Annotated in this window: 19 protein-coding genes; 8 read left to right on the forward strand and 11 right to left on the reverse strand. The window is 63.8% G+C overall.

What is annotated here, in order from left to right; translation table 11 throughout:
- Positions 1–14: 14 nt before the first annotated feature.
- On the forward strand, positions 15–842 hold the full coding sequence (locus tag LDB29_RS06205) for an SDR family NAD(P)-dependent oxidoreductase (RefSeq protein WP_044662215.1): 828 nt from the start codon (positions 15–17) through the stop codon (positions 840–842).
- Between the two features lie 15 nt (positions 843–857).
- Here the strand turns inward: LDB29_RS06205 and LDB29_RS06210 are convergent, their stop codons facing one another.
- Positions 858–1,952: a phosphotransferase gene (locus tag LDB29_RS06210; RefSeq protein WP_044662216.1), complete on the reverse strand. Its 1,095-nt coding sequence runs from the start codon at positions 1,950–1,952 to the stop codon at positions 858–860.
- A gap of 139 nt (positions 1,953–2,091) precedes the next feature.
- On the opposite strand from LDB29_RS06210, the gene LDB29_RS06215 reads away from it, so the two are divergent.
- The gene (locus LDB29_RS06215; protein ID WP_044662217.1) at positions 2,092–3,306 is read left to right on the forward strand and encodes an aromatic ring-hydroxylating dioxygenase subunit alpha; all 1,215 of its coding nucleotides are present in this window, start codon (positions 2,092–2,094) and stop codon (positions 3,304–3,306) included.
- Positions 3,307–3,373: 67 nt separating this feature from the next.
- On the opposite strand, the gene LDB29_RS06220 is transcribed toward LDB29_RS06215, so the two are convergent.
- The 5 genes from LDB29_RS06220 to LDB29_RS06240 all read right to left on the reverse strand — a co-directional run bounded on the left by LDB29_RS06220 (position 3,374) and on the right by LDB29_RS06240 (position 9,358).
- A complete protein-coding gene (locus tag LDB29_RS06220) occupies positions 3,374–4,522 on the reverse strand; it encodes a phosphotransferase (protein ID WP_044662218.1) in 1,149 nt (382 codons plus the stop codon).
- Between the two features lie 139 nt (positions 4,523–4,661).
- Positions 4,662–5,804, reverse strand: a complete 1,143-nt coding sequence (locus LDB29_RS06225; protein WP_044662219.1) for an epoxide hydrolase family protein — start codon at positions 5,802–5,804, stop codon at positions 4,662–4,664.
- A 15-nt stretch (positions 5,805–5,819) separates the two neighbouring features.
- Complete coding sequence (locus LDB29_RS06230; protein ID WP_044662220.1) at positions 5,820–6,914, reverse strand: phosphotransferase; 1,095 nt, start codon at positions 6,912–6,914, stop codon at positions 5,820–5,822.
- A gap of 3 nt (positions 6,915–6,917) precedes the next feature.
- Positions 6,918–8,495, reverse strand: coding sequence for an NAD(P)/FAD-dependent oxidoreductase (locus LDB29_RS06235; RefSeq protein WP_044662221.1), 1,578 nt, complete (start codon positions 8,493–8,495; stop codon positions 6,918–6,920).
- 26 nt (positions 8,496–8,521) lie between these two features.
- On the reverse strand, positions 8,522–9,358 hold the full coding sequence (locus LDB29_RS06240) for an SDR family oxidoreductase (protein WP_044662222.1): 837 nt from the start codon (positions 9,356–9,358) through the stop codon (positions 8,522–8,524).
- Between the two features lie 223 nt (positions 9,359–9,581).
- Here LDB29_RS06240 and LDB29_RS06245 point away from each other — a divergent pair, with 223 nt between their 5' ends.
- From LDB29_RS06245 to LDB29_RS06255, 3 genes are read left to right on the forward strand one after another with little or no spacing between them, the layout of a single operon-like run.
- On the forward strand, positions 9,582–10,832 hold the full coding sequence (locus LDB29_RS06245; RefSeq protein WP_235600736.1) for an acyl-CoA dehydrogenase family protein: 1,251 nt from the start codon (positions 9,582–9,584) through the stop codon (positions 10,830–10,832).
- A 17-nt stretch (positions 10,833–10,849) separates the two neighbouring features.
- Positions 10,850–11,215 (forward strand): hypothetical protein, encoded by a 366-nt coding sequence (locus LDB29_RS06250; protein WP_009823784.1) that lies wholly within the window; start codon positions 10,850–10,852, stop codon positions 11,213–11,215.
- Between the two features lie 7 nt (positions 11,216–11,222).
- A complete protein-coding gene (locus LDB29_RS06255; RefSeq protein WP_044662224.1) occupies positions 11,223–11,930 on the forward strand; it encodes a TetR/AcrR family transcriptional regulator in 708 nt (235 codons plus the stop codon).
- Between the two features lie 54 nt (positions 11,931–11,984).
- On the opposite strand, the gene LDB29_RS06260 is transcribed toward LDB29_RS06255, so the two are convergent.
- On the reverse strand, positions 11,985–12,431 hold the full coding sequence (locus LDB29_RS06260; RefSeq protein WP_235600737.1) for a hypothetical protein: 447 nt from the start codon (positions 12,429–12,431) through the stop codon (positions 11,985–11,987).
- A gap of 106 nt (positions 12,432–12,537) precedes the next feature.
- Between LDB29_RS06260 and LDB29_RS06265 the strand changes: the two genes are divergently transcribed.
- The 3 genes from LDB29_RS06265 (at position 12,538) to LDB29_RS06275 (ending at position 15,727) form a co-directional block, all read left to right on the forward strand.
- Positions 12,538–13,257 (forward strand): GntR family transcriptional regulator, encoded by a 720-nt coding sequence (locus LDB29_RS06265; protein ID WP_235600738.1) that lies wholly within the window; start codon positions 12,538–12,540, stop codon positions 13,255–13,257.
- Between the two features lie 2 nt (positions 13,258–13,259).
- Positions 13,260–14,423: an acyl-CoA dehydrogenase family protein gene (locus LDB29_RS06270; protein WP_044662226.1), complete on the forward strand. Its 1,164-nt coding sequence runs from the start codon at positions 13,260–13,262 to the stop codon at positions 14,421–14,423.
- An 80-nt stretch (positions 14,424–14,503) separates the two neighbouring features.
- Positions 14,504–15,727 carry a cytochrome P450 gene (locus LDB29_RS06275; RefSeq protein WP_044662227.1) on the forward strand — a complete coding sequence of 408 codons (1,224 nt, stop codon included), beginning with the start codon at positions 14,504–14,506 and terminating at the stop codon, positions 15,725–15,727.
- Positions 15,728–15,770: 43 nt separating this feature from the next.
- Here LDB29_RS06275 and LDB29_RS06280 read toward each other — a convergent pair whose 3' ends face one another.
- The 4 genes from LDB29_RS06280 to LDB29_RS06295 all read right to left on the reverse strand — a co-directional run bounded on the left by LDB29_RS06280 (position 15,771) and on the right by LDB29_RS06295 (position 19,202).
- Entirely contained in the window at positions 15,771–16,370 is a 600-nt protein-coding gene (locus tag LDB29_RS06280) for a malonic semialdehyde reductase (RefSeq protein WP_044662228.1), read from the reverse strand.
- 10 nt (positions 16,371–16,380) lie between these two features.
- Positions 16,381–16,962, reverse strand: coding sequence for a gamma carbonic anhydrase family protein (locus tag LDB29_RS06285; RefSeq protein ID WP_044662229.1), 582 nt, complete (start codon positions 16,960–16,962; stop codon positions 16,381–16,383).
- A gap of 4 nt (positions 16,963–16,966) precedes the next feature.
- Complete coding sequence (locus tag LDB29_RS06290; protein WP_044662230.1) at positions 16,967–17,887, reverse strand: zinc-binding alcohol dehydrogenase family protein; 921 nt, start codon at positions 17,885–17,887, stop codon at positions 16,967–16,969.
- 88 nt (positions 17,888–17,975) lie between these two features.
- A complete protein-coding gene (locus LDB29_RS06295; RefSeq protein WP_235600739.1) occupies positions 17,976–19,202 on the reverse strand; it encodes an acyl-CoA dehydrogenase family protein in 1,227 nt (408 codons plus the stop codon).
- Positions 19,203–19,205: the final 3 nt, after the last annotated feature.

The following is a 19,205-nucleotide window of genomic DNA, read 5'->3' on the forward strand; positions in this document are numbered from 1 at the left end:
TAGAAGGAAGCGAAATGGTGGGATCATTGGATGGTCGCGTAGCGATCGTGACGGGCGCGGCGCAGGGCATCGGCCTGGAGGTGGCGACCGTGCTGGCCGAGAGGGGGGCGACCGTGATCCTTTCCGACATATTGGCGGATCGGGTGGAGGCGGCGGCGGATTCGCTGCGCGGCAAGAATCTCCGTGCCGAAGCGGAGACGTTCGACCTGACCGACGAGGACAGCGTTTCCGCTGCGGTTGCGCGGATCGCCGGCCGGCACGGGCGGATCGACATCCTCCACAATAATGCCGCCTATCAGACGACCGAGCAGCGCGGGCTCGATCGCGATGTCGTCCATCTCGACACCGGCGCTTGGGACAAGGCCTTTGCCGTCAATGCGCGAGGGCCGATGCTGCTGTGCAAACATGCGCTGCCGGTTATGATCGTCGGGGGCGGCGGGTCGCTCATCCATTCCGCGTCCGGTTTCGGCCTGCTGGGGGAAATGACGCTGACGGCCTATGGCGCGTCCAAGGCGGCGCTCATCAACCTCAGCCGCTTCCTCGCGACCCAATATGGCAAGCAGGGCATCCGCTCCAATGTGATCGCCATCGGCTTCGTCCTCAGCGAGACGGCCGTCGAAACGACGCCGCAAGCGGTCAAGGATGTGCTGCTCGACCATCATCTCAACCCGGAGTTGGGCAGCCCGCGCGACATCGCCCATGTCGTCGCCTTCCTGGCGTCGGACGAGTCTCGCTTCATCAACGGCGCGATGATCCCGGTGGACGGCGGCTTTACCGCCCACCAGCCCACGATGGTCGATTTCCAGCGGCTGTTCGCCGCATCGGGGAGCAATCAGTTGTAGTCCGTCAGCGCGCCGTCAAAACAGCGCGTCGACAAGTTTTGCGGTTTCGAGATCCTCATAGGCGGTGGTCAGCCGCAGATGGTTCATGACGTTGATCTCCCAGCCATAATTGACGACAGGGGTCGTCAGCCAGCCGATATAGACGCCCCATATCAGGGTTCGCCGATATTCGGCCCAGGCATCGTCGAAGGCAGGAGGGCGTGCGACGCCTTCCTGCCCCAGGCGATCCAGATAATAGCCCAGAAGATCGCGCTCATGCGCCCGCCGGTCCGCAATGGAAAGGCCGGTGGTCACGATATAGTTGATGTCGTGCATCGCGTAGCCGCGCACCATGAGCTGCCAGTCGAGCAGGCCTGCCGTTCCGTCGGGCAGGCGGTAGCTGTTGCCGAGATGCGTGTCGCCATGCAAGAGCGTCTGGGGCAGGGTTGACTGATGTCGCTGAACCGCTTGCACCCCCGCAAGCAGTTTGTCCGGCGTGGTGCGGAGCCGCTGCACCATTTCCCGTTTGAAATTTTCGGTCTCGACCTCATGCGCAATATAGGCGGGCGCGAGTTCGTTCATCATCGTTGCAACCGCGCCTTCGACATGGGTTTCGACCCAGGCAAGATCCGCGCCGAAGCGGGGCGATTCCCAGAAGCGCGCGTGCAGCCGGGCCAGCTGATCCAGCAAGGCCCGCACATCGTCCGGGCCGGTCCGCATGGTCGTATTGGGGAAGGTCGCGCCGCGCACGGCCAGATCTTCGAGCAACAGCCCGAAATGCGTGGTGGAGGCATTGAAGTCGCCACCGAAACAGCGCGGCGCTTCGATCGCGAGTTCCGGCCGAATGCCCCGGTAGAAGGCCACTTCATTGGCGTAGAAGGGGGCCATGATCTCATCGACCGCCCGGGTCAGCTTGAGCACCAGGCGGTTGGGCAGGTCAGGGGCCGTGTCATCGCTATAATCGACCTCGATCGCCACGCGCCCCGCCGTCGACACCATCTGCTCGCCATAGGTTTTGGCGTCGATGATGCGCATGTCGGTGACGGTTGCGCCCGTGCCCGCCGTGGCCAGTAGCTGGTTGATATAATCGACGGTGATTCCGTCCGTGGATGTGGGATGTTTCAAGGCCATAAGCATACTCATCGGAACAGAGGGCTATCAGCTTGCCTGGACTATGACAGTGATGACCCTATCCAATTGCAGGTTCCTTGAACCGTGATGTGGCCAGTCTGATTGAAACGGAGCCTGCGGGCTTTTACAGGAGAGAGCTATGCGTGAAGCTGCGTTGGAATTGCTCAACCGGACAATGGAGGAGCAGTTGAAGCGATCCGAGCATCCCAGCGATTTTCCGGCCCTTCCTCCGATTCCAGCCGGCCGCTACACCGACCCGCGTTTCGAAGCGCTGGAAAAGGACAGGCTTTGGAATCGCACCTGGCTGCTGGCCGGCATTGCGTCCGACCTCCCCGCGCCCGGTTCCTACCGCCTGTTCCAGCATCTGGACCGCTCGGTCATTCTCTCCCACGGCAAGGACGGTCGAATCCGGGCCTTTCACAATGCCTGCCGGCACCGCGGTTCCCCGCTTCTGCTTGAGCCACAGGGGCGCGCCATGCGCTTCATCTGCCCCTATCACGCCTGGGGCTACGACCTTGAAGGCACCCTCAAATCGGTTCCCAGCCAGCATGATTTCGCTTGTCTCGACAAGGCGGAAAACGGTCTGATCGAAGTGAAGTGCGATACCTATCGCGGCTTCATCTTCATCAATTTCGATGACGACGCTGAGCCGTTGCAGAATTTCCTGGGGGAATTCGTGGCGCTGACGGAAGGATATCCGCTGGAGCGCATGGTGGTGAAGGATCATTTCTTCGTCGAAATGGCGTGCAACTGGAAAATCGCCTATCATAATTTCCTTGAGATCTATCATGTCAACACGGTCCATCCCACGACGCTGGCGCCGCATCTGGATTCGCGCAGTTTCGTGATCGCGCTTTATGAAGGCGGTCATATGCGGTTCGGAACGCGGAAGAAGGGCGGGGAGTCGCTGTTCAAGACCCCGCCGGTCAAACCGGACGACATCGCGCCGGTATTTCTGGAAAATACGGTTGCGCTGCCGACCTTTCCCAACACATTTTTCTCGCTCGATCCGGTGGGATTCAACCTGCAATGCTTCTGGCCGATGGGGTCCGACCGGTCTGTCATGGAAGTGCGCCAGATGGGATGGTCGACCGACAGCGAAGAGGACAAGCTCTACTGGCAGGGGATGCGCGCGGCGACCGAACATATCCTGTCCGAGGATCTGTGCCTGTTCGAAAATATCCAGCAATCGCTGCGCAACGGGACGATCCCTTCGATCTGGGCCGGCTATCAGGAGCGCGCGCTTTACTGGTTCGAGGAGGAAATCGATCGGCGCATCGGGCCGGACCATGTGCCGGCGGACTTGCGCGTTCAGCCGCGCATTGCGTCCTTCATAGCGCCGCGCAGCGCCTGACCGCGCCTAAACGCCGCCGTTAAATCGATGCCCCTGCCGCGGTTCGAGCGCGGCAGGGGCATGATCGTCATTCGCCCAACAATTTCCAGCTGCCCAGATCTTCGCCCGCAGCGAAGAACCGCTCGTTCATCGGCAGGCCGTTCTGGCCCCAATAGTCCATGTTCGCCACCCAAGCCTGGATGCCGTACATCACCCAGCGCGGCACCTGTTCCTTCCAGATGGTGTCGAGGTCGATGACATTGGTCGCGCCTTCCCGGATCAGGCAGTCGCGGTAATGGGCGATCAGGTCGCGATGATTTTGGCGACGCTCCTCGATCGTCAGCGATCCGATGGTGAAATAGGTAAGGTCGCGCCATGGCCGCCCGCGCCGGCCCAGTTGCCAGTCGACCCACATGCGCTCGCCATTGGGCAGGATGTAAGTGTTGCCCTGATGGCAGTCGCCCAGGATGATGCAATAGGGCGCGTCGAAGGCGCGCTCGAAGGCGACCAGCCGGTCATAGGCGCGCTCGACCCTGCGCGCGTCGTCCAGATAATGTCTGGGTGCGATGGCGCGGAAATTGGGGTCTTTCAAATTTTCTTCGATCCAGTGCCACATGATGCGGACCTGGTCATAATCGACCGGCACCGCCATGGATGTCGGCAGCCAGGGTGCCGCTTCGGGCGTGATCAACGGGCTTTCCCACAGGCCCGCATGCAGCTTTGCCAAATCCGCCAGCGCGGTCGCGACCCCGTCGACACCGGCATGCTGGGTCGAGTGGCCGAACGTGCCGCCCCGGTCGATAAGGTCTTCCAGCACGATGACGCCGCGCGCCGAGCCGTCATCGTCCCAGTCGGCATAATAGCATGTGGCCGTATTGGCTGTGAGTTTGTCCGTCAGGAAATGATAGAAGCGCGCTTCGAGCGCATGGATGTCGACATCGTCGAACATGCCCGACCAGTTGGATTTGATGCACAGATTGCGCGGCAAGCCGGCGGCCCGCCCGGCCTCGTTCCAGTCCACCACGATGCGCAATTTGGTCGTGTGGCTGTCGAACAGCTGCACGACCTCCATCGATTGCGCGACGACGCCCGGATATTTGTTGGCCAGCAACGATCCCAGCCATGCGGCGTCGGGCGTGAAGCGACCGTGGGGCAGGGGCGCGGTGCGGGCGGGATAGGGGCGGGGGACAAGATGCCGATCGATGACGGCAAGGGGGGCGACGGCAGGCTCGCTCATGCATTATCCTCTCTCTTTTTTGGACTGCGCCGCCGCTCTGCATCGGTGCAGTCATCCGGCACGATCCTGATGCGGAGGCAATTTTGATCGACGGAGGACGAATCGAGCCTGCCGGGCGGTAGGGGGATTGCGGCAGGCGCTACCCTTGCATCGCGCCGAAGCAGGCCCGCAATTCCGCGACGAACAGCGCTGGCCGCTCGAAGGCCGCGAAATGGCCGCCGGCATCCAGCTCATTCCAGTGCATGAGGCGCGGGTAGCTGCGTTCGGCCCAGCGCCGTGATGGACGGAAAATCTCCTGCGCGAAGATGCTGACGCCGACCGGCAGGTCCAATTGACGCGCCTGAAACGCATTGGCGCTTTCCCAATAGAGCCGCGCGGATGACGCGCCGCTATTGGTGAGCCAGTAGAGGCTGATCACGTCCAGCATTTCGTCCCGTGTCAGCGCATTCTCCGGCACGCCCTGATTGTCGGTCCACGCCTGGAACTTCTCGTAGATCCAGGCGGCTTGCGCTACGGGCGAGTCCGCCAGCCCATAGCCGATCGTCTGCGGTCGGGTGCCCTGTAGCTTGGCGTAGCCGGAATCATGCTCCTGATAATATTGCATCCGCTCGACCGTTCTGGCCTCGGCCGGGGTCAGGTCGGCAAAGTCGCTTTCCTCCGGGAATACCAGCGGCATGTTGAAATGGACGCCGATACATTCGGGCGGCGCGGCCATGGCGATGGCGGTCGTGACCGCCGCCCCCCAGTCGCCGCCCTGCGCGGCGAAGCGGTCATAACCGAGGCGGCGCATGAGCTGGATCCAGCTTTGCGCGATCCTCTCGACGCCCCAGCCTGCGGCCGTCGGCTTGTCCGAAAAGCCGTAGCCTGGCAGCGAGGGGATGACGACATGGAAGGCTGGCGCGTCCGGCGCGCCATGGGCGGCGGGATCGGTTAGCGGTCCGAGCACCTTCAGAAACTCCAGCACCGATCCCGGCCAGCCATGGGTCAGGATCAGCGGCAGCGCGTCGGGCCGGGGACTGCGAACATGGATGAAATGGATCGACAGACCATCGATCGCGGTGGTGAACTGGGGCAGGGCATTGAGCGCCCCTTCGCACCGCCGCCAGTCATAGCCGTCCGCCCAATAGGCGCACAGATCGCGCAGCGCCGCCAGCGGGACGCCCTGACTCCAGTCGCTGACCGTCTCCGCCTCGGGCCAGCGCGTACGGCGCAACCTGAGGCGCAGATCGTCCAGTGCCGCCTGCGGAACATCGGCGCGGAAGGCCGTGACGGCGTCGGTCATCCGATCATCCTTACGTCAAAATTGCACGCCGAGCGCGGCGACCGTGCCCAAATCCTCGCCCGCCACGAAGATGCGCTCGACGATGTGCATGCCCTTCTGGCCCCACTCGTCCATGTTCGCGATCCACGCCTGCATCGCATAGGGCGGCCAGCGGCGATAATATTCCCACAGCGTGTCGTCATCCGGCACGCCCAGCGCCCCCGTTTCGACCAGGCAGTTCCGATAGTGGCGCAGCAGTTCCCGGTCATGGGAGCGCCGTTCCTCGATCGTGAGGGCGCCCAGAACGAAATAGGTGAAGTCCCGGATCGGCCGTCCCTTGCGGACGAGCTGCCAGTCGAGCCAGACGCGTTCGCCATCGGGGCGGACATAGCTGTTGCCCTGATGGCTGTCGCCATGGACCAGACACCATGGACCCCGTTCCTTGTTCTGCGCGAAATCGATCAGGGCGTTGTAGACGCCATGCAGGCGCGAGAGATCGCCCTTGATCCAGCCCGGCAGGAATGCCTGATAGTCCGGCTTGGCATGGTTCTGCTCGGCAAAGCCGTACATCATGGTCAGCTGCTGCGTGTCCACCGGCGTCGCCATGGAGACGGGCAGCCAGTCGGCCGCGTGAAGGACCGGACTGTCCCAGAAGGCGCCATGAATGCGCGCCAGGCTGGCGACGCCGCGCGCCGCTTCCTCCACGCCCATATGGTCGGTGCTGATCCCGAAATGACCGCCCTCGATGGATAGATCCTCCATCACGACCAGTCCCTGACCGCTGTCGGGGCGCGGATCCCATGCCTCGAAATAGGAGCGCGGGGCGGGGAATGCGACGTGGCGGCGGAAATCCTCATAGAAACGCGCTTCGAGGCGGCAGATGCCCTGGCTGTCGAATTGCGCCCAATTGGCCTTGAGGCAGACATTGTCGGGGATGCCGGCCGCCTTGCCGACATCGTTGAGGGTCAGCTTCACCTGATATTTGGTGGTATGGCTGTTGCGGAGGAACACCTCCTCCATCGCCTCGACCACGATGCCGGGATAGCGCGGTTGCATGATCTGCGTCAGCCATTGCGCCGTCACATCGTCCAGATGGGCGGGGATTGCGACAGGATTAGGTTTGCTCGACATCGCTTATTTGATCTTCTTGAGTTCGCGCAGCGCGCGGTTGGCGGCGATCCGCCCGGCAATGCCGGACACGCCCCCGCCCGGATGCGCGCCGGCGCCGCCGATCAGGAAGCCAGGGAAGGGCGGCTTGGGGCCGCCGAAACCGGTGGCCGGGCGATGGACGCCCGAACGCAGCGCGCCGAAATCGATATGGGTCACGCAGCCATTGGTGACATTGAGCCGCTTCTCGCGCTCCCGAGCGGTTTCGACGAAGCGGCCGACTTCCGTGTCCAGGCCGTCGTAAAATTCACCCAGATGACTGATGACAGATGTCATGGTCCGGTCCTTGAGCGCGGGCGACCAGCCCTCCCGCGCGTCCACGGCGACGCCCGGCAGATAGACATAGGCGAGCGAGCCGCCGGGAGGCGCCTGCGTCGGGTCGGAATTGGACAATGGGCTCAGCGACATGGCGTGCCGATCGGGGATGTCGCCGCGTCGCGCCATGGCGAAGGACTCGCGCACTTCCTCCGGCGTGCCGATCAGACCGACCGCCTTGTCGAGATCGGCGTCGTCATGCCGCAAATCCTGATGCTTCTTCAGGCGGAGCGGCCCCGACATGGCGATATTGGCAAGGAAGGGCGCCGCGTTCGAGCGGTTCGCCGGGGCATGTTCGATCCGCTGGGTCAGCGTCCGCGGAACGCCGCCGGGCGTCGTGAGGCGCATGGCCGTGCGGGGGTCGCAGGTCGCGATGACCATCTTCGCGCGGATGACGCGGCCGTCCTCCAGCCGTACGCCCTTTGCCGCACCATCATCGACGATGATCTCGGCGACCGGCGCATTGAGCTCGATCGTCGCGCCCGACGCCTCGATGCTGCGCGCGAGCGCGTCGGCGAAGGATTGCAGGCTGCCGATCGGCTTGCCGGTGCCATATTTGTGGGTGACGGCGAAGATCATATAGGCGGCGGCATTGCCGTCGTCATCGACCGGGCCGGCCCCCGCCGCGATGCCCAGCAGCAGGGCGATCGTCGCCGGATGCTCGAACCGTTCGCAGGCGATCTGGTCCGCCGTCGCCTTCGACATGGCGATCAGCTCGTCCTTCAGGCGGACATTGCGGACCGCGCTGCCGATCATCTTCGACAGGTTCTTCACGTCCGGCCGCCCCGGCTCCGCCATCATCAGCGGAAAGCCGATGTCCATCATGACGTTCAGCGTCTTCATGAACTCCAGATAGGCCTTGCCGTCATTGCGGTTGATGCGGGCAATATCCTCCGCCGTGCGGTGATAGTCGTAGAAGAGCGCGATCGAGCTGCCGTCGGGATGGAGATAGGCGTAGGTCGGATCGGGATCGACCGTGCGCAGGCCATATTTGGGCAGGTCGAAATCCTCGATAATGCCGGATTTACGGGCGAACAGCAGTTCGACAGCGCAGGGCGTCACCAGATGGTCGGGGGCTTCGGGGATCATATAGCCCGAACTGGTCATGCCGCCGACCTTGGCCAGACGCTCGACCACGACGACCTTCTTGCCGGCCTTTGCCAGATATCCGGCGGCGGCCATGCCATTATGTCCTGCGCCGATGACGACGACGTCGACCTGATCCGTCATTACCTCTTCCCCTTTTTTGTGCCCGGTCAGCCGTTCGCCGCGGCGGTATAGGCCTTGCCCCATTCGGCCAGCGCTACGAGGCGGGTCTTGCGGTCGGCCTGGATCTGCGGGATTTTCTCCTCGTCCGGACCATCGGGAACGATCACCAACGGTTCCTTGCCCAGGCTGGCAAGGGCGAGCGCGCAGACATCGGCCGGATCATAGGCCATGGAATAATCCATTCCCAGCCCCTCGGTCGCGCGGCGCAGGGTCGGGGTATCCATGATGGGGGCCGCGATACCGACGATATCGACATTCTGTCCTTCCAGCTCGGCCCAGAGCGATTCGACGAAGTTGAGTTCGAACGCCTTGGTCGCGGAATACATGACCAGCCAGGGCTGCCCGCCAAGGCCCGCGCCGGACGACATGACGACGACCCCACCCTTGCCGCGCTTCAGGAAGCGATTGCCAAAGCCATGCACCGCTTCCAGCACATTGGCCGCGTTCATGGTGAGCAGCCGAAGCGAACGATCGACCGGTTCGCCGAAGAAACTGTTGCCCGCGCCGTCCGCGCCGGCATTGGAAATATAGAGGCCGATGTCCAGATCGGCGGTCGCCTCTACCAGTCGGCTTCCCGCGCTCTGTTCGGTGAGGTCGGCGGTGATGGCACGATATTCGATGCCATGTTCGGTTGCCAACCGCTGACCCAGTGCATCGAGCGCTTCCTGCCGCCGGGAGACCAGCACCAGATGGATGCCCATGGCGGCCAGTTGTTCCGCATAGCAGGCGCCGGTGCCTTCGGAGGCGCCAGCGATGATGGCCCAGGGACCATATTTGTCGGCGAAAGCTGCGCGATCGAAGGGCGGAAGGTCGATTTTACGCATCGGTGCAAGTCCTCTCTTGGAGCCGGCCTTATCGGCGCTGTCGGCGATTGCGCGGACCCTAGAAGAGGAGCGTCCGCCTACAGCCTATCGGGAGGCAGGGCGCGTCGAAACGAAAATTCAACGGTTCGCAGGACGGTGGGACGGATAGGACCGCCCGGACGTGCTTGCCGTATAATGACAATAACGTCATTATATTCGGAAACGGCGAGGAGCGATGATTCGGATGCGATCTGAAACGGTAGAAGAACGTCCGGCGCACAAGCGGCCCGTGGCCTTCGTGGCCGACCCAGTAGGCATCGCCGCGTCGCTGCGGCCCTTGCTGGAGAACCATGCCGCCGCGTGCGAACGCGAGCGGCGGATCGTTCCGGCGGTGATGGGGGCGTTGCGCGCATCCGGCCTGTTCCATATCACGGCGCCCGAACGCGCCGGTGGGCCAGGCCACAGGCTGACCACCCATATCGAGACAGTTGCCGAACTGGCCAAGGGCTGCGTCGGCACTGCCTGGGCCTATGGTCTGCTGTCAGGAATTACCGGAACGGCGTTCGCGCTGCCGCCGGCCATGACGGAGCGGCTGTTCCAGACCGGCGAGGAACTGTTTTGCAGTGCCTCCGCGCCTTCGGGCAAAGCGGTTGCGGTGTCGGGCGGCTATCGCGTGTCGGGGCGCTGGGGTTATGGATCGGGGTGCCTGCACGCCGATTGGGCGCTGAACGGCGTCATGATCGAAACGGATGGGGGTGTTGAACCGGCTCTGGCATTTCTGGATCTGCGCGACCCTGCTTGTTCGATCGAGGACAATTGGCATGTCGCGGGCATGGCCGGTTCCGGCAGCAACATGATCGTCGCGCGGGATCTGTTCGTGCCGGACGACCTGATCCTCTGGTCGTCGCGTACGCCGCCGGCCGAGGCGATCCTGGCGATGGAGGGGTTGGAACCGCGCGACCGATGGCCGATGGAGCCGCTATTTCCGCTGGGCGTGCTCGCGCCGATGCTGGGCGCGGCGACGGCATTGCTCGAAGGCGTGGTGCAGGCGATGCCCAGGCGACAGATAGTGGGCTGGACCTATGCCGGGCAGAGCGGTTCGGAGGCTCTGGTCGGCATGACCGGCCGCGCGGCGATGGAGATCGATTCGGCCTGGTTGCATGTGCGCCGTGCCGCCGGGATGTTGGACGAAACCGCGCAATGCCGCGTGCTCACCGGCTTCGACAAGGCTCAGATACAGGCCGATTGCGGCTATGCGATGGAATTGTTGCGCGCGGCGGGCAACCGGTTGATGGATATCGCCGGGCCGGGCGCCTTCGCCCTTTCCAGCCCCTTGCAGCGGATCTGGCGCGACCTGAGCGTCGGCACCCGTCACAATGCGTTGAACGGACAGCTTTCCATCGAGCTATATGGCCGGGCGATTACCGGCCTGCGATCCAATATCGCCCTGCTGCCCGACATCACGCCGGCCCCGGTCTGGGGGGAACCGAAATGACAGGAGAAGGACATATCATGACACAACCGACCGCACAGGAAATCGCGACATTCCTGAAGACCCAGGCCGAGATGTTCAGCGAGGGCCGTATCGACGATTTCATGGCGGCCTTCCGCGCAATCGCGCCGGGCGGATTCAAGGTGCAGGACCCGGCCACCGGCCCGGTGCAGGAGGGCTGGGACAAGCTGGAGGCCCTGTGCGCGCAATATGTCGGATGGAAACTGTTCGTCGAGGATGTGAAGGTGAGCGGCAACGAAGCCGTCATCTATGTCCGCAACGAAGGTGAATATGACGGGCATCCTGTCTGCGTGCACAGCATCGAACATTATATATTCGGCGAGGATGGCAGCCTGCTTGCGCGCTATTTCCACCCGATGCAATAGGGAGGCGATGTCCGACGCCGCGCCTGCTCCCGCTGATGTCGATCCGCGCACGGCGGCGGCTGCGATCAGGCGCGCCCGGATGCGCGAGCGGCTGCTGGACGCCGTGCTCGACCTGTATCAGCCGGGGCAGGGCAGCGGCAGTCTGGTGATCGATGACGTGATTTGCGCGGCGGGCGTATCGCGCGGCAGCTTCTACAAATATTTCGAGTCCCTCGACGCTGCGGTGAATGAATTGGGCGAGCGGATGACCGCGGACCTGATCGCCGATTTTCGCAGGCTGTTCGACGATGTGGCGGACCCGCTGGTCCGGGCGGTCGGCGGCGCGGCGATGGCGATGGCGCGGGCCTGGCATGATCCGCGCTGGGGCGGCTTTACCTGCCGCGTCGACTATGTCGATTATTTCGCGCGGGCGAGCATGTTCGACCTGCTGGTGCGCGATGCGCTGAAGGCCGCGCTGGATGGCGGGCAGATGCAGTTCCGGTCGATCGAGGTGGCAGTGGATCTGATCGTCGGCATGACGATCGAGGCGCGGCGGCGCCTGATGCTCCGGTCGGTCGAGCCACGCGCCTATGTCGACGAGATGATCGAGCGCACGTTCGCCGGTCTGGGAGCAGACCCCGCCGCCATCGCAACGGCCAGCGCGCAGGCATGGGATATGATGATGCAGGCCGCGCGCGGCCTTGGCTGGTGGCGGAGCGGGGAGGGGTTCGGCTGACCGGCCTACCCGGACTGCAATCGGAGAGCGTCGACTCCAGAAAAGGCCGAGGCGCTAGAGCTGGGTCCAGCAGGGCGTCCCGGCCTTGTTCAGCGGACCACAGCTCGCGATGCGCGTCGCGCCGTTGGACGCGATCAGAACCAGCCAGTCGCCGCTATCCTCGCAGCGCAGCGCCCAGGCCGCGTTAGTGCCGATATCTCCCCTGAACAGGGATTTGGACGTGCGCGAGCATGTCTGCCCTGCATCATGCATGAGCTTGGCAAAGGCAGCGCTGCGGCCGCTCGCATTCTGGGTTTCGATGGCGTTACTGTAGCTGTTGCGGCTGCTGCCCTGCCGCGTGACTTCGGCATAGCCGATCCGGGCGAGCAACAGGACCGCGATCATCAATGTGGGTATCAACGTCCACAGCAGCGCCCGGCGAACATTGCCGCCAGCATGGCCGCAAGCGCGGCACCACCCGCCATAACCGTTCTGCGGCGTTTTGCATTTCGGGCATTTCATGCAGCGGCCCTATAGCGGTTCGCTGTCCCGACACCCTATCCTTGGAGAGGAACGGACCGTTTCACGGTGCTGCATTCTATAGAATATGGAATCGCAGGATACATCCATGGTCTATTGGACATCCGCCCTTGAACGGCTTGACTCGCCCGAGATTTTGCAATCCCCGGCGACGCGGCGCCAGGCCGTGGCGGCGGTGTTGCGATCGAGGATCGTGGCGGGTGTCATTCCGCCCGGCGCGCTGCTGCGGGAAACGGCGCTGGCGCAGGACCTGAATGTCAGCGCGACGCCGGTCAGGGAAGCGCTGGGCACACTGGCGTCCGAAGGGCTGGTCGAAGTCGAAACCCACCGGTTGAAGCGGGCGACGCCGATCGACCCTGACGTGACCCGTGACCTGATCCGCGTGCAGGCCGAACTGTGGCGGCTGGGTTATGCCTGGGGCATGCCCCGCATCGGCGCTGCGGAGATCCGGACGCTGAAACGAGCGATCGCGCGCTATAGCGCGGCATTGCCGAGCGGCGAATATATGGCCGCGATCATGGCCGGGCTCGATTTCCACACGATCTTCATCAAGGCCTCGGAGAGCCGTGAATTGTTGCGGTCGACGCTGGACCGGCGCGGGCTGATCGCTCGCTTCATTTTTCTGCATGGCATCACGACCCTCCGCGAAAGCGGCCTCCGCGAGCATGAGGCGATACTGCAGGCCTTTCTGGCGGGCGATCAGGACGGCGTGCTGGCCTGCCTCGACCGGATGGCGGCGCGCCTGATCGCCCTGTGCGATGCCGAGGCCATGGCGGGCGGCGGTCTGGACCAACACCAAAAGGACTGACAATGGATTTCGAACTGCCCGAAGAATATCGCTCTTTCCGCGACATGGTGCGCCGCTGGGTGAACAGCGAAGTGCCCAAGGACTGGGCGCGCGCGCTGGAAAAGGACGAGCATCATTATCCCTTCGCGCTGTGGGACAAGTTCACCGAAGCGGGTTTCCACGGCGTCGGCATAGCGGAGGATTATGACGGGCAGGGCGGCGACGTCGTCATGCAGATGCTGCTGGCGCGGGAACTGGCCCGGTCGCTGGGCGGCCTGGCATGGATATGGGGCATCACCAGCTTTGCAGGGTCCAAATCCATCGGGCTTTACGGGTCGGCCGAACAAAAAGCGAAATATCTCCCGCTGATCGCGACGGGCCAGCTGAAGGCTGCGATCGCCTTCACCGAGCCGGGCGGCGGCACGGACCTGCTCGGCGCGATGGCCACCACGGCCGACCGGGTCGATGGCGGGTGGAGGCTCAATGGCGAGAAGATCTGGTCCTCCTCTGCCCATGTCGCCAATTATCTGCTGGTGATCGCGCGAAGCGACAGGGGCGTCGAGAAGAAGCATCAGGGCCTGACCCTCTTCTGGGTGCCGACGAAGACGCCGGGCGTGACGATCACGCCACTGGCCAAGCTGGGTATGCGGTCGATGGGCAGCTGTTCCGTTCATTTCGAGAATGCGCTCGTCGCGGACGAGCATGTTCTGGGTGAACCCGACAAGGCCTGGTACATGCTGCTGCCCACGCTCAACAACGAGCGCATCATGGTCGGCGCCTTCTGCCTGGGCGTCATCGATGGCGTGCTGGAAGACGCGCTGGACTATATGAAACAACGCAGGGCCTTTGGCGGGATCATCGGCCGCTTCCAGAGCCTGCAACATTATGTCGCCGACATGGCGACCATGCAGAAGACGACCGAACTGATGCTGCATTATTGCGCGCACAAGCAGAGCCGGGGCGAGAATGTCGGCGTCGAGGCCAATATGCTCAAGCTCATGGCGTCCGAAAACGCCAATGCCGCGGCGGACATGGGCATCCAGATATTGGGGGGCATGGGCTATTCGGCGGAAACCGACATGCAGCGTTACTGGCGTGACAGCCGCCTGTGGCGCATCGGTCCCATCACCAACGAAATGGTGCGCAACGGCATCGCGGAAAGCCTGGGGCTGCCGCGATCCTTCTGAAGGACAGGTGCCTGGCGCCTGGGCGGCGGCCCAATGTCCGCCCGAAATTTCCGGCAAAGACGACAAGGAGAGCCAGTGCGATGATGTTTCCCGAGCAACCGATCCCCGATCATGTGCCGCCCGAACTGGTGAGCCGGGATTTCCCCTTCATCTTCGGCATGACGACGACAGAGGATCCGTTCGACGATCTGGCGATGCAGGTGCATGAGGGGCCTGACATCATCTACGCCACCCACGCCTATCCGGGGGGCACGCCCGCCTGGGTGCCGCGCCGCATGGCGCATCTGCGCGAGATATATCTCGACACCGATCATTTCTCCTCGACCGACTTTTCGCCTTTCTCCAAGCTGGTGGGGGGGAACTGGATCAACTCGCCAGCGGAACTCGATCCGCCTGCCCACGGGCCTTTTCGCCAGATGGTCAACCCGGCCTTCACACCCAAGGCGATGGCGGCGCTGGAAGACAAGATCCGGCTCTATGCGGTGGAATATATCGACGCCTTCGCCCCGCGCGGCCAGTGCGAGTTCATGGGCGATTTTGCCTTTGAATTCCCCATCAAGGTGTTCATGGAACTGATGGGCCTGCCGCACGATCGGATGAGCGAGTTCATGGAGTGGGAAATGAACCTGCTCCACAATCATGATCTGTCCAAGATCGCGGAGGCGACGCGTAGCGTGCTTGCCTATCTGGGCGGAGAGATCGAGGACAGGCGGGCCAATCCACGCGATGACCTCATCAGTTTCGGCGTAAAGGGACAGATCAATGGCCGGGCGCTGACCGACGACGAACTGTTGGGCTTCATGTTCAACCTGTTCATCGGCGGTCTGGACACGGTTTCGACCAATATGGGCCTGCATTTCCGGCATTTGGGCAGCCATCCGCAGGATCAGGCCTTTCTGCGCGCGAATCCGTCGGAAATCCCGCACGCCATAGATGAGCTGATGCGGGCTTATGGCGCGGTGACCACCTTCAGAACCTGCAAGAAGGAAACCGAAGTGGCCGGCATCCGCTTCATGCCCGGCGACAAGGTGGCGATGTCGACCACGCTCGCCGGCCGTGATCCGGCCGAGTTCGACGCGCCTGCCGAGGTTCGGCTCGACCGGCGGCCACGGCATGTCGGTTTCGGCTTCGGCATCCATACCTGCGTCGGCATGCATCTGGCGCGGCGCGAGCTGCGGATCGCGATGGAGGAGTTTCTCGCCCGCATTCCCGACTTCCGCATCGCGCCCGGCCATCAGGTGGAATGCCATCTGGGGATGATCCAGCCGGTCGCGCTGCCGCTGGTATGGACGCCCGCAAGCTGAACGGCGGGAGGCGATCGCTTTGTGGCGGCCGCCTCCCTCGGCATCAGAGGTCGAGACAGGCCTCTTCGAAATCGAGCCGAGGGTTGCGGGGAAAGAGCCCGGCCGGGTCACCATAGCCGATATTGCACAGGAAATTGCTCTTCCACCGGCCGTCCGGGAAAAATTCCGCATCGGTGCCGGCCTGATCGAAGCCCGACATGGGGCCGCAATCCAGGCCCAGCACCCGCGCCGCCATGATCAGATAGGCGCCTTGCAGTGTCGAAGAACGCGCCAGAGTGTCCGTGATCAGCGCGTTCTTGCCCTCGAACGTGCTGCGCATGTCGCGCGTTGGGAAAAGCTTGCCGTAAAATTCGTAGAACCGCGTGTCGCCCGCGATGATCACGGTGCAGGGCGCCTGCATCACCTTGTCCACATTGCCCGCGCTCAGATGGGGTTTGAGGCGCGCCTTCGCGGCCTCCGAGCGGACGAAGACGAAGCGGCCCGGATTGCTGTTTGCCGTCGTAGGCCCCCATTTGGCGAGATCGTACAGGCGTCGGACGGTCTCGTCCGAAAGCGGCCGGGCGCTCCATTGATTATGGGTGCGAGCGTCGCGGAACAGCAGGTCCAGCATGGCGTCTCTAGCAATATCGGTCGTGTCCGGCATGGTCGCTCTCTTATCCTGTGGCCTCGCCTATGCCGCTGTCATCCCAGCCTGCAGCTTCGCGTGCAAGAATAGCATCGGCTTCGTCACCCAGCTTCGCCATGTCGGCATGCTCCCAGATGCGATGGGCGCCTGTGGCATAAGCGCGTCCATTGTCCCGATAGAGCAGCGCGTCGACGATGTTCGCGCGCAGCTTGTCGATGCGGCGGACGACACGGCCGGGCGTGCCGATAACAAGCGAATGGGGTGGAATCACGCTGTCGGGCGGCAGGAAACTGTGTCCGGCGACGATCGAGCCGCGCCCTATGACGCAGCGCTCCATGATGGTCGCGCCGATACCGATCAGGCAGGCAGGCTCTATGGTGCAGCCATGGACCACCGCGCGATGGCCGATGGTGCAATAATCGCCGATGATCGTGGGATCGTCCCAGCCGATATGGACCATCGCATGATCCTGTATGCTGGCGCAGCGCCCGATCGAGACATGCGCCCGTTCGGACCGGACGACGGCATAGGGCCAGAGGCTGCAATCGTCGCTCAGCCGCACATCGCCGAAAATGCGGACGGTAGGGTCGATAAAGGCAGGTGCGTCCATGGGATCAGCGGGTGATGACGATCTTGCCATGGGGACTGCCGGCCTGCGCCGCCCAGGCGTCGGCGGCATCGGCAAAGGCATAGCGTGTTGTGTCGACCGTCAGGCCCCGCGTCATCGCCATGGCGATCAGCCGGTCATAGGCGGCGCGGCGCTCGCTGGCGGGGCGTTGCCCGGTGCCGACGCCGATATGGCTGCGGAAGACGAGATCGCGCAGGGACAGCGTGACCGTCGGTCCGGCTTGCACGCCGATGCTCATCATGCGCGCGCCGGGCCGCGTGGCGCGCATCGCCGCTTGCGCGGGTGGACCATAGATGATGTCGAGCACGACGTCATAGCCGCGTTCCGAGACCGCTTTCAGCGCCGCCTCGTCATCGCCCTCGCCCAACAGGGCGATCGCATCGGCATGACCGGCGGCCTGCATGGCCTCCAGCCGTTCGCGGCTGCGCGCCGCCGCCACGACGCGGCCCGCGCCCAGCAGCCGGGCGACCTGCGCGCCGATCTGCCCGACCGGGCCGGTCGCGCCGAGAATGAGGACGGACTCGCCCTTCGCGATCCGCGCCTCTTCCAGAGGGATCAGCGCGCCGGTGCCGGAGATGGCGAGGGCGATCAGCTGGTCGTCGGAAAGGCCGTCCGGAGCAGGCCAGATTTCCTCCTCGGCCACCAGCGTGCGTTCCGCGATCGCGCCGAAGGGCGGCCTGCTATGGCCGAAGTAGACGCGGCTTCCATCATCCAGATGCCCGATACCCTCGCCGCCAGGCACATAGGGCGCGTCGACGGGACCGAAAAAGCCCTTCGCGCGCATGAGGTCGGTGGGCCCAATTCCGGCGGCGGCAACGTCGATGACGCGATAGCCGGGCTGCGCGGTCGGTTCGGGATGATCGGCCAGCGCGAAGCCGCCATCGCTGTCGATCAGGGCGGCCCGCATGGCATTCCCCTATTGTCGTGATGAATGCGGCCGGGCGGCGGAAAAGAGAGGGTCGCCCGCTGGGAAAGGGGCGACCCTTCTTTCGACCTCAATAGGCGCCGGGCGGCGAGATCGGATCGGCGCCGGTCAGATTCCGGCCATAGATCTCATAGCCGATGGTCGGGATATTCTGGATGTGCCGCAGCGCCATCGAAATGTCCCGCCAGTAGCGGTTGATCGGCTTATCCAGTGCGAAGCCCGAAGAACCGGCCTGGAACATCAGCGACTCGCTGGCGCCATGAACCAGTTCGATCATCTGCGCGCCGCCTGCGCGCTGCTTCGCCTTTTCCGCAAGGGTGAATTCTTCGCCCAGACCGACGCGATCCAGTTTGGCGGTCAGGTCGAACAGGATCAGCTTGGCGGTATCGATCATCGCCGCCGCTTCGCCCAGATCGCGCATATAGGCGCCTGACTTGGTGCGGGGGCCGATTATCGTCGTCAGCACCGGCTTCTTGGGCGACTCTGCGGTGACGATCTCCAACATGGCTTCGACCGCGCCGATCAGTTGCGCGATGCCCGTGGTGCGGACGACCGGGACGGCGGGCAGCAGATCGGAGGGCGCGCCGAAATGGCGCTTGGTCCGGTCGATCTGGCCGGCGCGTTCATCCATCAGCACCATCTGGGCTTCGGGAATGAAGACATCCTTGGCGACCGCCGTGTCGGACCCGGTGCCCTGCATGCCGGAAACGAACCAGGTGTCCTGGATGGTCATGCTGTCCATTGGCAGATAGCACATGCTGATGCCAGGGACGACCGGGCCGTCATAGCCCTCAAGCACGACGCCCTGCTGCGCCCAGTTCGACTGCCGCGACCCTGACATATAGGGCCATGTGCCATTGATGATCCAGCCGCCGTCGACCTTGCGGGCCTTGCCGGGCGGGTTGTAGGCGCCACAGACCGCCTGGGGACCGTCGCCGAACACAGCCTCCTGCACGCCATCGGGCGCAAGGCTGGTGATCCAGCTTGTGCCGTTGATGATCTGGATCACCCAGCTGATCGCGGGATCGCCCTTGGCGACCTCCATCTGCACCCGGCAGAAATCCGTAGGGGAAAGGCCCATGCCGCCCAGCCGTTGCGGCAGCAGCATGCGCAGGAATCCCTCTTCCTTCAGCATCTTGTCGACGGCGGGCGTAGGGCTGCGCCGCTTTTCGCCCTCGGGCGCTTCGGCCTGCAGGAAGGCGCGAAAGCTGCGCGCCTTTTCCACCATCGCGTCGGCGACGGCCTTTTCGGCGAAGCCGCACTGGATTTCATTATCCACCTTGGGGGCAGTAGCCATCAG

The sequence above is a fragment of the Sphingobium sp. CFD-2 genome, assembly GCF_024611135.1.
Classification (GTDB): domain Bacteria; phylum Pseudomonadota; class Alphaproteobacteria; order Sphingomonadales; family Sphingomonadaceae; genus Sphingobium; species Sphingobium fuliginis.